The 14,535-nt window shown below is 41.2% G+C and carries 13 protein-coding genes; 7 read left to right on the forward strand and 6 right to left on the reverse strand.

The genetic code is table 11. The annotated features are described in order from the left end of the window. Window positions 1–19: 19 nt before the first annotated feature. Entirely contained in the window at window positions 20–490 is a 471-nt protein-coding gene (locus LV85_RS16295) for a GAF domain-containing protein (protein WP_111321367.1), read from the reverse strand. Window positions 491–666: 176 nt separating this feature from the next. On the opposite strand from LV85_RS16295, the gene LV85_RS16300 reads away from it, so the two are divergent. The 5 genes from LV85_RS16300 to LV85_RS16320 all read left to right on the forward strand — a co-directional run bounded on the left by LV85_RS16300 (window position 667) and on the right by LV85_RS16320 (window position 4,010). Beyond that, on the forward strand, window positions 667–1,359 hold the full coding sequence (locus tag LV85_RS16300) for a hypothetical protein (protein WP_111321369.1): 693 nt from the start codon (window positions 667–669) through the stop codon (window positions 1,357–1,359). A 60-nt stretch (window positions 1,360–1,419) separates the two neighbouring features. Further along, window positions 1,420–2,388: an MBL fold metallo-hydrolase gene (locus LV85_RS16305; protein ID WP_111321371.1), complete on the forward strand. Its 969-nt coding sequence runs from the start codon at window positions 1,420–1,422 to the stop codon at window positions 2,386–2,388. Between the two features lie 133 nt (window positions 2,389–2,521). Beyond that, window positions 2,522–2,893, forward strand: coding sequence for a DUF3703 domain-containing protein (locus tag LV85_RS16310; protein ID WP_111321474.1), 372 nt, complete (start codon window positions 2,522–2,524; stop codon window positions 2,891–2,893). Window positions 2,894–2,952: 59 nt separating this feature from the next. Continuing rightward, window positions 2,953–3,369 carry a DUF1801 domain-containing protein gene (locus LV85_RS16315; RefSeq protein WP_111321373.1) on the forward strand — a complete coding sequence of 139 codons (417 nt, stop codon included), beginning with the start codon at window positions 2,953–2,955 and terminating at the stop codon, window positions 3,367–3,369. A gap of 62 nt (window positions 3,370–3,431) precedes the next feature. After that, window positions 3,432–4,010 carry a YdeI/OmpD-associated family protein gene (locus LV85_RS16320; RefSeq protein ID WP_111321476.1) on the forward strand — a complete coding sequence of 193 codons (579 nt, stop codon included), beginning with the start codon at window positions 3,432–3,434 and terminating at the stop codon, window positions 4,008–4,010. Between the two features lie 33 nt (window positions 4,011–4,043). On the opposite strand, the gene LV85_RS16325 is transcribed toward LV85_RS16320, so the two are convergent. The 3 genes from LV85_RS16325 to LV85_RS16335 all read right to left on the reverse strand — a co-directional run bounded on the left by LV85_RS16325 (window position 4,044) and on the right by LV85_RS16335 (window position 6,502). Beyond that, window positions 4,044–5,021, reverse strand: a complete 978-nt coding sequence (locus LV85_RS16325; protein ID WP_211318427.1) for a DUF1593 domain-containing protein — start codon at window positions 5,019–5,021, stop codon at window positions 4,044–4,046. Window positions 5,022–5,089: 68 nt separating this feature from the next. Beyond that, window positions 5,090–5,692 (reverse strand): GNAT family N-acetyltransferase, encoded by a 603-nt coding sequence (locus LV85_RS16330; RefSeq protein ID WP_111321377.1) that lies wholly within the window; start codon window positions 5,690–5,692, stop codon window positions 5,090–5,092. Between the two features lie 69 nt (window positions 5,693–5,761). Further along, on the reverse strand, window positions 5,762–6,502 hold the full coding sequence (locus LV85_RS16335) for a sialate O-acetylesterase (protein ID WP_158531196.1): 741 nt from the start codon (window positions 6,500–6,502) through the stop codon (window positions 5,762–5,764). A 773-nt stretch (window positions 6,503–7,275) separates the two neighbouring features. Between LV85_RS16335 and tnpA the strand changes: the two genes are divergently transcribed. Further along, window positions 7,276–7,737, forward strand: coding sequence for an IS200/IS605 family transposase (tnpA, locus tag LV85_RS16340; RefSeq protein ID WP_111321478.1), 462 nt, complete (start codon window positions 7,276–7,278; stop codon window positions 7,735–7,737). 332 nt (window positions 7,738–8,069) lie between these two features. Here the strand turns inward: tnpA and LV85_RS16345 are convergent, their stop codons facing one another. Continuing rightward, complete coding sequence (locus LV85_RS16345) at window positions 8,070–8,768, reverse strand: SGNH/GDSL hydrolase family protein (RefSeq protein WP_111321381.1); 699 nt, start codon at window positions 8,766–8,768, stop codon at window positions 8,070–8,072. Between the two features lie 155 nt (window positions 8,769–8,923). On the opposite strand from LV85_RS16345, the gene LV85_RS16350 reads away from it, so the two are divergent. Then, entirely contained in the window at window positions 8,924–10,318 is a 1,395-nt protein-coding gene (locus tag LV85_RS16350; protein WP_211318428.1) for a sulfatase family protein, read from the forward strand. Window positions 10,319–11,128: 810 nt separating this feature from the next. Here LV85_RS16350 and LV85_RS16360 read toward each other — a convergent pair. Further along, window positions 11,129–14,278 carry a PVC-type heme-binding CxxCH protein gene (locus tag LV85_RS16360; RefSeq protein WP_111321387.1) on the reverse strand — a complete coding sequence of 1,050 codons (3,150 nt, stop codon included), beginning with the start codon at window positions 14,276–14,278 and terminating at the stop codon, window positions 11,129–11,131. Between the last annotated feature and the right edge of the window lie 257 nt (window positions 14,279–14,535).

Raw genomic sequence — 14,535 nt, forward strand, 5'->3', positions numbered from 1 at the left:
GTGGTTGTATTGATTTGCCTTAAGATGAGCTAATACTTCTGGCAATCTCTTCTCCAATTTTCAATAATTCCTCACTTTCTGACTCAGTGAAATCATAAGGTACCGACTTGGCAATACCCAAAACCCCATAAAGTTTGCCTTCCAACAACATAGGAACGGCGATGGACCCTTCTACCTTAGTTTCTTTGGCGGCCGGCCGAGCTACACCCGAATCATCGGTCTGCAGATTACACATTTCCACAGGCTTCTTTCGCTCAGCGGCTATACCAGCCATTCCCTTTCCGATTGGAATAGAAGACATTTTTGGTAAAAGGAAATCCGGTATGCCTACTTGGGATTTGAGCATCAAAAGATTGGATTCAGTGTCAAGCCTGTGGAGGGTTCCTGTGGAACAATCAAATGCCGAAATGATGCTTTCTAGCAATTCTTTCCAGTTGATATCCCCTGAAGTTTCCTTGATAGAATTGATGATTGATTCTGAATTATTCATGATGAGGTTAATTTAAATCTTTGATTCACGGATGCGAACTGTAGTCAAAACTACATGTAATTGTGGAGGGTTCCATTTTTTACTAGGTTCTTTGTACTAGCTTTAAACTTATTCTATAGCGTCTAGATATCTTCCTGACTTGTATCTTGAATCAAAAAAATTTGTTTTATAATTCAATGCTAGAATTTATGAAATTCAATGTGTTACTCTTGATTTTTACCTTGATTTATGATCAGGGTATGTCTCAAAATATAGGTGGTGCTTTACCAGATTTCAGAGGGCAAACTATTGAGACTCTCAGGCTGGTATCAGGTTGGGAGGAACTGCTTAGTGTTTCTGGTGATTTGAACGCAGATCAAAAGCTTGATTTGGCTATTGTGCTAGAGTCAACTGAAGATATGACCGAAGGGCGATGTGAGGAATGCTTGGCGACGAAAAGTAAACCAAGAGTCTTACTTATTCTTTTAGATATGGACGGTCAACAAGAAGTAATACTTCAAAATAATGAATTTATTGCACGCTCAGATGAGGGAGGAATGATTTCTAATCTGATACCTGAACTAAAAATTGATGGCGGAATACTGGAAATCAGCTATGAGTTTGTTAGGTCGGAAGTATCCTACTATTTCAAGTTCTTTGATGCAGATATGCAAATTGTAGGTGCAAAGACAAATGGTATAAGTGCAGGAAGTGGTGATTCTCATTACCAGGAATTTGATTTCTATAAAGGAATAATAATGTCTCGATCCGGTAATATTTCAGGTGAAAATGAATCTAACACTTCCATAAAAATAAAGGAAGCTCCCAAGGGAATATCCGATTTTGGGAGGATGTTTGAATGGGAAGTGGCAGAAGGGATATTCTTATAAATTTGTTAATTAATCTCCAATCCTAGACAGTCTTCACCTGCACAAATTTTCTTTTCACACATGAAAACCCTTTTTCCAGTTATTTTAATCCTACTTTTTTTAAATGCATGCTCCGATAATTCTTCTGTAAACCAAGTTGCCGATGCTCAGAAGTCAGCTGCTGGGAAAACTTCGCTAATCGTTCTCGGTACGATTCAAGATGGAGGTTCGCCCCATATCGGTTGTGATAAGGAATGTTGCAGGGATCTTTTTGAAAATCCAGACAAGGATAGACAAGTGGTTTCTTTGGGCTTATTTGATGCTGAAAGCAAGAAGAAATACCTATTCGAGGCAACTCCTGACATCAGCAGACAAAGTAAAGAACTAAACCATTTTGGCACAGAAAGTACAGCCGAAATGCCCGATGGGATTTTTCTGACACATGCACATATTGGACATTATGCGGGCTTGATGTTTCTAGGGAAAGAGGCTCGTGGAGCGAATAAGGTTCCGGTTTTTGCCATGCCGAAAATGAGAGAATTTCTAACTAACAATGGGCCTTGGGCACAGTTGGTCAGCAATGAGAATATTGACTTGGTCCCATTGGAAAATGAGGTGCCTATAAGGCTTTCTGCGGAGTTAACCGTGATTCCGATTCGAGTTCCTCATCGTGATGAGTACTCTGAAACGGTAGGTTACAAGATAATTGGTCCGAGTAAGACGGCGCTTTTCATCCCTGATATTGACAAATGGGAAAAGTGGGAGCGCGATATCATTGATGAGATTAAGAGGGTAGATTATGCTTTTGTAGATGCTACATTCTTTAGTGGGAAAGAATTGAATAATCGTGATATGGCTGAGATTCCCCATCCTTTCATTTTAGAAAGCATGGAAAAATTTAAAACCTTGTCTGCGGAGGATAAAGCAAAGGTGGTTTTCATTCATTTCAACCATACTAACCCTGTGATTGATCCGACTAGCGAGGAGTCTAAAATGGTACTTTCCAAAGGGTTTCGAATCGCCAGAATTAGGGATGTTTTTGAATTGTAATTAACTTGGATTTAATTAATTATGATTAACTCCAATCCCTTGATTTTAGAGCATATTCAGCCTTATTAGAGACCTGTGTTTGAGTTTGATAAAAGTAGTGAATTGAGATGCTTGTTAGCTATAATACATGTTTATGAATTTTTACACGAAAATCCCTGATTCTCTCAGTGTCTATTTTCAACTAGAGCTTCAAAAGTATAGGGATAACTATGCATTGGGCGAACTTCAAAAGGCTTGGGGTCATTTGGAACGAGCGCATATAATTGGACAGCGCTACCCATTTGCCCATAGTTATGTGCATTGGAAGATGCTCTTGTTTGGTATTCGGATCAAGAGCAGCAATGAAATCATCGGCCAAATTCCAAGGTTGTTGGTGGGTGGTGTAAAATCATTTGTGGGTAAAGTACCGGTAGGAAATCCTGGAGGAGCAAATGTTCCGTCCCTAAAATCCTTTGAAATATCAGAAGATATCAAAGAAATATTTAGAGAGGCAGGACTGAACTGACCTAGAATCAAGCTGTAAATAGATTATTGATATTAAGTAATGAGTGAAACCATCTGAATATGGATTTGAATACAAGTTCTGAAGTCGCATCAGTTTTCGCGAAATACCCTGACTTCGTAAAAGATAAAATGCTTCACCTTCGCAAGTTGGTGCTAGAGGTTGCAACAGAAATTGGATTGTCCAGTTTGGAGGAAACGCTCAAGTGGGGTGAGCCAAGCTTCTTAGCCAAAAAAGGGAGTACTATTCGGATGGATTGGAAGGCAAAGAGCCCAGATCAATATGCGATGTATTTCAAGTGTACCAGCAAACTAGTCCCTAGTTTCCGCTTAGCTTATGATGAGATTTTTGATTACGAAGGAAACCGAGCGATCATCTTCAAATTGGATGATGAAATCCCAGAAGCAGCATTGAAGAACTGTATCAAAGCAGCCTTATGCTATCATCAAGTGAAGCAATTACCTATGCTAGGCTTGTAGAGAATGAGATTCTTTTTTATTATCGTGTAGTAGACTTTATTGTTATTAAAACCATCAAACAGATGAATTCTAAAGTTGATTTCTACTTTGATAAACCCTCGTTTTGGCAGAAGGAATATAAGCAATTAAGAGCGCTAGTGCTGGATTGTGGGCTGACTGAAGAATTGAAATGGGGAGTGCCTTGCTATACTTATCAGGGGAGTAATGTGGTGTTGATACATGGCTTCAAAGAATACTGTGCGCTGTTGTTCCACAAAGGGGTTTTGCTCAATGATCGGGAAGGGATTTTGATTCAGCAAACAGAAAATGTGCAGGCAGCGCGGCAGATCCGTTTTAGAAATCTTCAGGAAATAGTAGCATTGCAGGCTGTTTTGAAAGCCTATATTTTTGAGGCTATTGAGGTGGAAAAAGCAGGGTTGAAAGTGGAATTGAAAAAGACCAAGGAGTATGCTGTTCCAGATGAATTTCAGGTAAAACTGGAAAACAATTCGAAGTTGAAAACTGCTTTTGAAGCATTGACACCCGGGCGACAGCGGGCTTATCTATTACATTTTGCATCAGCTAAGCAAAGCAAAACTAGAGAGGGCAGAGTTGAGAAATATATCCCACAGATACTTGATGGGAAAGGCTTGAATGATTGAGCTCGTAAAGGAATTTTCGATTCAAAATTTGCCTCATTTCAAGTAACTCATCCGAAGTTTCCAATCATTCAAAAAGTCTTTCCGCCACTTATTTACCGTTTTTGCTCCCTGCCTGTTATTCTCAGAAAATGCTGGATCTTGGATATCTGTCCAGTAATTTCGTCCATGATCAGTTTTTTCAAATTGTCCTCCCCAACTTTCCGACTCAGGATCTGATGGATTTCCATTCAGTAGATACAAAAACGAAGGTGTATCGCCCATTTTAATGTCAGTTTTCTTTTGATAGAATAACTCTCCTAGTGCGCCAAAGCCTTTTACATGAGAATTTACAAAGCTCAGATTGCCATAATCCTCATCCTGAAATCCTCCCATATACATGCCTCGGAAAGTGCTGTTCGATTCTATAAACCAGAGGTCTGAATGTTCATTATAAACATAATTTCGAGCACTTGTGTCTTGGGTAGTATTCCAGGATCCGATGGAATAAACTCTGATATTTGGTTTTATTTCCGGCGCGGCGTTCAATGCTTGTGCGATATCAGTAATCGAGCCCCAGACCAGAATGTAAAGTGGCCTGTTGTCCTCTTTTTTGGCCTCATCAATTATCAACTGTGCGCCTTCAGAGATTTCATCATCAGGTAATTTTGATTGTTGTGAATCAAGTGCACCTTGCGCAGTGATGGACCGGAGGTAATCAGCTGATGGATATTTTTTCGATCTAAGTTTCAACTCAGGATAGTCCTGCTCATAGGCATCTATCACTTCCAGAATGTGTTCTTTTCTGCCTTCGTAAGGAGGAGAGGAAACCAGTCCCACAATATCCAAGGTGTCTGCGTAGAGTAGCAAATGAACCAAGGACTGGTAATCATCAGGATCGCTTCCACCGATATCTGTGGAAATAATGACGCGCTGCTGCTGCTGTGCATCGCAAGAAAAACTTAGCATACATATCAAGATCATGCAGCTTTGCACCCAAAAGGTATTTGAGGATGGAGTTCTTGTCTTGAGCATTTTATTGAGCAATTAGTTTCAAGTAGATTAGATAATATCTCAATTACTGGTCTGTTACTATCACTTTGTTAGTTGTCGTACTTTCTGCTCATTTTAAACTCCAGTGATTTTTTCACCATTTGCCATTCGGAGTTTAAAATGGAAAAGACAACTGTATCTCTCAGGCAGCCAGTACTGTCGATTATGTGATTTCTCAATACGCCATCTTGTTTGGCTCCAAGTCGAAGTATAGCATTCCGAGATTGCATATTGTGCCAATTAGTTCTGAATTCTACGGCAATGCAGTTCAGATTTTCAAAGGCATATTTCAGTAATAGATACTTGCACTCTGTGTTTGCTCCAGTCCGTTGATATGATTTGGAATACCAGGTAGTCCCGATCTCTATATGCCTATTTGCCGCTACGGCATTCATATAGCGTGTAGTGCCAATTACTTTGTTACTCTTTTTATCAAGTATCACAAAGGGCATGGAGATGTCTGCTTCGTACTCCTGAATAGCTTTAGATATATAAGCTTCTACGTTTTCGGGTTTCGGGGCAGAAGTGTACCATAGCTCCCAAAGTTTGCCATCCTTTACGGCGTCAGTTAGGTCATTAATGTGATTTAGTGTCAGTGGTTCCAATCTCACTAAGTCGCCATCAAGCGTTAAATTATTAAGCCATTTGTCCATCTTGTTATCTTATTGTGTGGAGGAAAAAGTTTGAGTGTGTATAAGTGTTTTACTTTTTAACCAGTGAATTTACCTGTTCAAAATTACCGTACATTCGGTTTGAATTTCTTGCATTTTGGCAGCATATCTAATGCCTAAAGCATGATAAGAGTTCGAGTCGAAATGCGTTTCATCTCCTTTGTGATTTAGGTCTTCCGAACTTACTAAGCCAATGCATTTTTGAGAAGCTGCGATTTCGAAGAATATTTCATTTAGTCGTTCAGCATAAGGGGCTTTTGGGTAGAAAAAGTAGCCAATTTCTCCCATGACAATCGGTATGGATTCTATCCCTAAATCAGTTTTGAGAGCAGTGAGCATGGCTTCGAATTTTTGCCTGTACTCGTTTACAGAGGATTCAGTATTGGAGTCAGATTCACCCTGATGCCACAGTATTCCTTTCAATGTACCTGATTCCATCGCCTTTTTGGCTCTACGAATCATGTCGTCATACGGGTAAGTATTGGTCTGATGGAAAAGAGAATCAGCAAACCAGTAATTGATAGAGCTGCCACCTACAGCGGTTGGGATCAAACCAATTTTTATGTCATTATCAGCATTAGCCATGATTTTCCCAAAGGTCAAACCTAGACCAACACCCGCGACAGGTTTATCGAAATGCATTGGGTCTTGGGCGGGTACCCAGTTTTCTGCCTTGTCCAGCATAAAAACTCTAGGATGAGTTAAGGTGTCAAGTGCTCCTATTTTTCCTCTGCCAGCCATATTGGATTGCCCCATAAGTAGATAGAGGTGGAGGTTTTCTTTTGAGCTCATGCTATGTGGGTTTTTTGAAGCAATATTTTTTTTAGCAGAACAACCAAGGCTTATCAGGCAAAGGAGTAAGATTGCGAGCTTATGTGCTTTCATTTTGTGAGGTTTTGGACTGGTAAAATACTAGATGTTTGTCTATCTGAATAGCACTTAATGTTATTATATTAGTTAAGAGTTCGGATATAGACATGTACCGTGCCTATGGCACTATTAGGATAAGGTAAGCATGTTTGCACTGGCCTGAAGTCCAGCCTTACAAAATGAGTCAAGCCTACGGCTTTTATAAATAGCTTGGGTTCGAAAAGCGAAGAGCCAGCGGCTAGGTCAATATAGTGCCCATTTGAGCTTGTGTGCAATGGCATCTAGCAAAGAGAGCCAGCGGCTCGGTCAATATTGTAACCATGGACTTTAGTCCATGAGATAGACCGTGAAAGATCCATTAGAGAGCCGTAGGCTCGGGGGATTTTGGAAGTATTTGCAAAGGATATGTACCGTGCCGATGGCACTATGTTGCGGGGCAAGCATATCTAAACTGGACTGAAGTCCAGCCTTACAAAATGGTTCAAGCCTACGGCTTTTATAAATAGCTTGGGCTTGAAAAGTGAAGAGCCAGCGGCTCGGTCAATATAGTGCCCATTTGAGCTTGGTGCAATGGCTACTAGCAAAGAGAGCCATCGGCTCGGCCAATATTGTAACCATGGACTTTAGTCCGTGGTGTAGTGGGAATCAAAATCAACTTGAGAGCCGTAGGCTCGGAACATATAAACTATAAAATCATGGCAAATACTTATCATCAAATCTACCTCCAAGCAGTGTTCGCAGTAAAATATAGAAATGCAGTATTGCACGAATCATGGCGCACTAAACTCCAAGGAGTTTTAGGTAATCTAATCAATGAAACTGGTTGCAAGACCCTTATTGTCAATGGGGTTGAAGATCATATACATTGTTTCTTGGGATTGAAACCAGTAATCTCAGTCTCAGAATTAATGAAAACAGTGAAGGCAAAGTCATCTAAAGACATCAATGATCATCAATTGACGAGTAGTCACTTTGAGTGGCAGATTGGTTATGGAGTTTTTTCCTATGGTCAATCGCAGATTGACAGTGTATATAAATACATCTCAAATCAAGAGGAACATCATAAGAACCAGACCTTTAAGGAGGAGTATCTGGAGTTACTTAAACAGTTTAAAGTGGAGTATGATGAACGATATGTCTTTCAGGATTTGATATAGTAGATGATGTACTGACTAAGGATATGCACCGTGCCTATGGCACTATTTGGATAGAGTAAGCATGTTTGAACTGGACTGAAGTCCAGCCTTACAACATGAGCCAAGCCTACGGCTTTAGTATGAAGGCCTGTTGGGAATGGGCATTAGATACGCAAACATAGAGAACTATACGCTCAGTCAATATACTGCCTAATTGAGCTTGTGTGCAATGGCTTCTAGCAAAGAGAGCCATCGGCTCGGTCAATATTGTAACCATGGACTTTAGTCCGTGGTGTAGTGGTGACCAAAATCAACTAGAGAGCCGTAGGCTCCGGGCATATTCTTTATTTCTACTAATAGAAATACTCCATTATCCCTTTGGCAATCAAAGTATGGCCATTTTTATTCGGGTGATTTCCTTGGGCCATAAGAGAGGCAAGACTGACGCCGGCTGCTGTCTCCTTTTTGAACAGTTCGTAACTATCCACAAGTCCTATCTCATATTTCTCAGCTAATCCACGAATCTGAATGGCATGCTGGCCCAATAGGGTGTCATCCTCTGTTAAAGGCAGTTTTTTATCTGGAGAAGGCGTGAGCAGAATGACTTTGATGTCCTTTTCTAATGCCAGTTGGATCATGTTTTCCCAAGCTATTTTGGCACTATCCAGACCAATTCTCTTATCGTTGAGGGCATAGTCTATGAAAAGCACGTCGGGTTGGTGAGTTAATACCTCCGCTTCAAAGCGCTGCGCACCGCTTTTGGAATCCTCACCACCAATCGATGTATTGATAATATTAACTACCGCGTAAGGATACTGGGAAGTCAATTCTTGCATTACTAGGTAGGGGTAGGCATCTAGGGTTTTGACAATTGGCGTTCTGAAATATCCTGCTGGAACAGAATGACCATGGAAAACCAAGTTGATGGTTCTGTTTTCTGGCCATTTTTGCTGAAGTTCAGTTTTTAGCTCATTCAGATAATCATACTTACTCTCTTTGTCATGTGTGGAAAAAAGGAAAAGAGAAATAAATAATACGTTGATAAAATGCATTTTATGGTGGGTTTGAGTTGCCTAAACTGAGAGTAATTTAGTAATCTTCTTGTAGAGCATTCCTGTTTTTTTTGGTCTTGGATAGTCTAAAAAATCAGTCATACTAGGACTCTACAGGATACGATCGTTGGGCTTTTCTAGCTATTTTAGAACCTATGAAGAATAACCTACCCTTTGCGAAACTGCTTTTTTGCCTTTTAATGCTGTTAAATACTACAGCTATTGCGCAGCAGGAAAAACCGAATATCATCTTTATCCTCACAGACGATCAGCGTTGGGATGCGCTGGGATACTCAGGCAATGACATTATTCAAACCCCCGAAATGGACAAGTTGGCGGAGCAGGGGATATATTTCAAAAATGCCTTTGTTACCACGCCTATTTGCGCAGCAAGTCGGGCCAGTGTATTGACGGGGCTTTACGAAAGAACTCATGGGTATACCTTTGGGCAAGTGCTAAACGAAGCTTATGCACAAAATTCCTATCCTGCTCAGTTAAGAAGTTTGGGTTATGAAACAGGGTTTTTTGGGAAGTTTGGTGTGAATTATCCTGGATTTTCAGGTCTATTTGACGTAGGCGATAGCTACGATAGAAATGGTAAATTCGCTGATAGACGTGGATATTTCTATAAAACAATCGATGGGGACACTGTTCACCTGACTAAGTACACTTCTCACCAAGCGCAGGAATTCATCAAGAATCAATCTAGCGAAAAGCCATTTATGCTTTCACTTAGCTTTTCTGCCCCACACGCCCATGACTCTGCCGAGGATCAGTATTTCTGGTCAGCCGATATGGATCATTTGTATGAAGGTATGAAGTTCCCGAAGCCACTTTTGTCCCAGCAGAAATATTTCGATCAGCAGCCAGAATATGTGCAAAAAGGAGAGAATCGCACACGTTGGTTCTGGAGATACGATACCCCTGAAAAATATCAGAAGAGTATGAAGGGCTATTACAGAATGATCTCAGAAGTGGATCAGGAAATCGGTAAAATCCGGAAAACTTTGGCTGAACAAGGAATGGATAAAAACACAGTGATCATCTTCATGGGCGATAATGGCTACTTCCAAGGCGAGCGACAACTTGCGGGGAAATGGCTGATGTATGATAATTCACTTCGAGTGCCTATGATTATCTATGACCCTAGAAATCCTGGGCATAGAGAGATCACAGACTTTGCCTTAAATATCGATATTGCGCCGACCATAGTTGAATTTGCGAATGGAAGGCTTCCAGAGGAATATCAGGGGCTGAGTTTGGCAGATTATGTAATTGGAGAAAATCCAGCAATTCACAGAAAGGAATTTGTGGCAGAGCATCTTTGGAAGGTGGACATTATACCTGCGAGCGAGGGACTAAGAACGAAAGATTGGAAATACTTCAGGTATCAAGATGATCTGGATCATGAGGAATTGTACAATCTGAAAAAAGATCCTTTGGAGAAAAAGAATCTAGCTGGCAAGAAGGGCTATACCGAACAATTAGATTTGATGCGTGAGTTGTTTGAACAGAATGCGAGGAGATTGGAAGCTGATAAGGTTGATTGAGGAGGATTAAGAGGTAAAGTGGTCAGTCGCAGTTTTCAGTTCGAAGTGTGTTGACCGATGAGACTACTAACGTGCCAATGGCACACTTTACCAAAGTTGGCAATCCCAGAGAATCTTATGATAGGTGGTTGAAGCGAGTGAGGACACTCGCTTGGGCGGATGGGTGAATAGATGCATCGTGCCGATGGCACTTTGGTGATGTCAAGGCCTATTTTAACTGGACTGAAGTCCAGTCTTACAAAATGGATCAAGCCTACGGCTTTTTGAAGTACTCAAATTCTCCCGAAGAATAGTATTAGCCTATGGTTTTTTCTGGGCCTGGAGTCTAGCGCTAATGATCGAGTCCAGCTTTGGGTTTTTGTAAGCTAAGTGGTTGAAAGCGAATACTGGGTTTTTTAGAAAGAGTCGTAGACTCGGCCAATATTGTAACCATGGACTTCAGTCCATGGGATAGTAGTAATAAAAGTAAACGAGAGAGCCATCGGCTCGGTGCATATCTTCTAATGCTTCGTGCCGATGGTACTTTGGTGATGCCTAGATCTGTTTTGACTGGACTGAAGTTCAGCCTTACAAAATGGATCAAGCCTACGGCTTTTTCCTGGACTCAAATTCAGTCCTAATGGATTGATTAAGCCTATGGATTTTTCTAAGGTTGAGACCTACCACTGAGCCCCTCTCTTGCCGCTCTTGTGGAGGAGGGATTTGACAACTAGTTAGATGCAGGTAAGGGATTCCTATAAGAAAATGGGTCAAAAGGAACTAGCTCCTTTTGACCCAAATTTTATTCAACTGACAATTGACAACTAACAACTATTTCTCCATAGGATGCGCTTTCAGCAAATCCGCAGGCTGGTAGAATCCAGTGTGATCTTTGATTTCTTCTCTTATCTTTTTTACCAAGTCAGGAGAAATGGCTGAAGCCTGATTTCCAAAAGAGTTTCTTACGAAAGTCAGTACTGCTGCTACTTCTGAGTCGTCAAGCATTCCTTCGAAAGGAGTCATCGGAACTTGACCTGGGTAGTCTTTTCCTTTTACAGTAATTGGTCCCATTACGCCTTTCAAAACTATTTTGATCAAACGCTCTTCATCGCCAGTCACCCAAGGGGTATCTGCAAGTGGAGGAAAGCCTGAGGCAGTTAGCCCTTGACCATTTGGCTGATGGCAAGTCTCGCAATATCCTTCTCTTGCATAGATTTCCTTGCCTAGAATGAATAGCTCTCTATCTGAACCAGTTAAGGAGGATTTGATATCCTCTTCTTTTTTCTCTTTTACAGAAAGCCCAGAAATATGGGCCACTGCTGCTTCATAAGCTGGCGTGATCCATTCTTCCATTTCGGTGTCTTCAGCTGCTGAAAGTACTTCAAGACCTTCTTGGCGTGGCATCCATGACGCAGCTACGATAGCTTCAAGGCGTACACGTCCATTTTCATCCTGTACAGCTGCAGTCATCAATTCCTTCTGATTAGAAACTTGGTGACCTGTGTAGCGCAGTACACGTACAGCTGCTGCTCTAGCTCTATAGTCTTTTGCGTTTAGCATTTGCTCAAGGATGTCTGTGTTCACCTTGTTGATGCCCCAAGTGACCCAAAGTGCTTCTAGTAAGTGATGCTCATATCTTGGATCATTTTTGTCCAGTTTTCCTGCCCAATCCGCCACTGCATCATAGACTTCCTGCTGGTCACGGCCTCTAAGCTCACGACGGGTTCTATATCGAGATCTGTATTCTGGAAGTTTTAGGTTTTCCAACAGTTCAGGAATACTCGCGCCATCGATTTTGGCTGGTGTAACTAAAGGTCTGGAAGGATAAGTGATTCTGTAGATTCTTCCATGCTGATGATCTCTCAAAGGATCACGCGCATTGTGTTGCATGTGCCCGATTAGGATATTGTGCCAATCGACTACGTAAAGTGAGCCGTCTGGCGCAAACTCCATGTCAACAGGACGGAAATTTCTGTCGGTAGAAGTAAGTAAATCTTGTCTCCATTTGGTAGAGAAGCCAGTACCCTCATCGATCATCTGATGCTGCTTCGTACCCAAGAAACCAATGGTGTTATTGATAATCATATCTCCCTGAATATCGTCTGGGAAATGACGGCTGGAAATAAATTCCAAACCTGAAGTAGGTCTTACTTTTTGTTCTTGTTGAATCAGGTTTGACCCTTTATTAGTAGCATTTCCGTAGCGAGGTAAAACAGAGCCCGGTTCCATCCAGTTGACATTAGGTCCAGAAGTTTCTGCGTAGAAGTTTTGTCCCCATTCGTCAAAGGCAATACCCCAAGGATTTGGAATGCTTACCTGTGCTACTCTTTCCAGCTTATGTCTGCTAGGTGTGTATCTGTAAAAACCACCATTGGTTGCTCTTACAGTACCGTAAGAAGTTTCCACGTTGGTATGCAAGAATACACCTTCGCCCATATAAATGGACCCTGATTCATCTGTGGTGAACGCTGAAATGGCATGGTGTGTATCGTGATCGTCAAATCCGCTCAGAAGAATTTCTTTTCTGTCGTATTTGTCGTCATTGTTGTCATCGTAAAGGATGACCAAGTTGTTGCCTTGTGATACATAGACTCCTTCTGCGGCTAGTTCAAAGCCAATAGGAAGGTGTAGATCATCCGCAAAGACAGTTTCCTTATCTGCTTTACCATCATTATCTGTGTCTTCGTAAATCAAAAGCTTATCTGCAGGGCGGGAATCTCCAGGTTTGTAGTGAGGATAACTCGGCATCACAGCTACCCAAAGCCTGCCTTTGTTGTCAAATGAAAGCTGAACTGGATTAGCTAGGTTTGGCCAGTCTTCTTCAGAGGCGAAAAGCTCAACTTTATATCCTGCAGGTACATTCAATTTGGCAAGTGCTTCTTCCCCGTAGAGATACTCTAGGTTTCCGTTTTTCTCGGGGTTGTAATTGGTTTGTACTTCAGGGAGTTTTTTGGTATTGGCATCTGCCGCAGCAAGGTCTTTTTTCTCGCCTTTATTTGCCATCCAGATAGCCGTATCCCTGATGGCAGTCAGCTCACGGATTTTCTCCAACTCGAAAGGATAATTGTCTGGACCGAAAGGATCATATCTTCTACCGAATACGTGTACGCCATTCGGGATTTTGTAGTCATTTCTCCAAAACCAGTTCTTCTCCTGTACTGCATCGTGTACCAACTCACGGTTAGCTCCACTGGCGATTTTTTGTTTTCCAAAAATCTCATCTGCAAGAAGTACCGCTAGTTTTTGATATCCAGCTTCATTCAATTGAGACCCATCAATAGTTAGATCCTCCTCCGTTTCCAGGTACCAATCTTTACTTGGGTTGAAGGCATCTACAAAAAGCACCTTGTTTTTTTCAGCTACTTCCTTCATCGCTACAGTGTAGAGATTGAGATTTTCATTCTCTGTTTTTCCGTCAGGCACATCGATTTTTGCCGATAGATCTTCGAAAGCTATAGGCGAAACAATCACTAGTTTAGGAGAAAGTGTGTCGTGGTATTTTTGACGAAGTGTATGCTTGATAAATGCATCAAGTTCCGCCTTATAATTTTCCACACCATCTACTCCTTGAAAGGATTCGCTGTATCCGAAAAATGAAATAATAAGGTCTGTTTGTAGCCTAGTTAGCCATTCGTCAGGCTTTTCGAAATGGCCAATACTGTTTGAAGGAGTGGCGTATTCAACTTGGAAGTCCTCTGCTCCAGGGAAAGCCCATGGGTCATTAGTTCCAGATCTTGGCCTAAAGCCTGGCGTATCTCCAGGATCAGCCATGTTTCGGATAAACAGGTTTTTTTCAGGATTTCTGAGCTGCATCTCTGTTTCGAAGGTTCCATAATCCATCATTCTGGATCCCAAATTATCCCCAATCAGAGCAATTCTCATGTTTGGTTTTAATTCGATAGTTTCCTTTTGAGTGCATTGAAAAGTAAGGAGTCCTAGAATAACAAGGACCAGGAGCTGTTGGGGGGATTTTTTAAGCATTTTCTTGATTACTGTCAAATGAGCTCTAATATTAGGGATAAAGCATGGGATAATCAATTAATGAAGTTTAAGCTAAAGCTTCCATTGGGTTGGGTGGTAATATTCAACTATGGTGTACAGAAAATGTGTTTAATAGGTGGGTTAGCTATTTTAAATACTGGTTATATAACTTTTATTTTATATTACTATCCTGTAGTGTCCTGTTATATTTAAATTTTTGTAAAAATATATAAGTGGATATTATTCAGGATGGTACA

Source organism: Algoriphagus chordae (assembly GCF_003254055.1).
Taxonomy (GTDB): Bacteria; Bacteroidota; Bacteroidia; order Cytophagales; family Cyclobacteriaceae; genus Algoriphagus; species Algoriphagus chordae.

Coding starts and splice junctions, on each gene's coding strand:
- LV85_RS16295 (WP_111321367.1), bottom strand. CDS start 490: ATGAATAATTCAGAATCAATCATCAATTCTATCAAGGAAACTTCAGGG.
- LV85_RS16300 (WP_111321369.1), top strand. CDS start 667: ATGCTAGAATTTATGAAATTCAATGTGTTACTCTTGATTTTTACCTTG.
- LV85_RS16305 (WP_111321371.1), top strand. CDS start 1,420: ATGAAAACCCTTTTTCCAGTTATTTTAATCCTACTTTTTTTAAATGCA.
- LV85_RS16310 (WP_111321474.1), top strand. CDS start 2,522: ATGAATTTTTACACGAAAATCCCTGATTCTCTCAGTGTCTATTTTCAA.
- LV85_RS16315 (WP_111321373.1), top strand. CDS start 2,953: ATGGATTTGAATACAAGTTCTGAAGTCGCATCAGTTTTCGCGAAATAC.
- LV85_RS16320 (WP_111321476.1), top strand. CDS start 3,432: ATGAATTCTAAAGTTGATTTCTACTTTGATAAACCCTCGTTTTGGCAG.
- LV85_RS16325 (WP_211318427.1), bottom strand. CDS start 5,021: ATGCTCAAGACAAGAACTCCATCCTCAAATACCTTTTGGGTGCAAAGC.
- LV85_RS16330 (WP_111321377.1), bottom strand. CDS start 5,692: ATGGACAAATGGCTTAATAATTTAACGCTTGATGGCGACTTAGTGAGA.
- LV85_RS16335 (WP_158531196.1), bottom strand. CDS start 6,502: ATGAGCTCAAAAGAAAACCTCCACCTCTATCTACTTATGGGGCAATCC.
- tnpA (WP_111321478.1), top strand. CDS start 7,276: ATGGCAAATACTTATCATCAAATCTACCTCCAAGCAGTGTTCGCAGTA.
- LV85_RS16345 (WP_111321381.1), bottom strand. CDS start 8,768: ATGCATTTTATCAACGTATTATTTATTTCTCTTTTCCTTTTTTCCACA.
- LV85_RS16350 (WP_211318428.1), top strand. CDS start 8,924: ATGAAGAATAACCTACCCTTTGCGAAACTGCTTTTTTGCCTTTTAATG.
- LV85_RS16360 (WP_111321387.1), bottom strand. CDS start 14,278: ATGCTTAAAAAATCCCCCCAACAGCTCCTGGTCCTTGTTATTCTAGGA.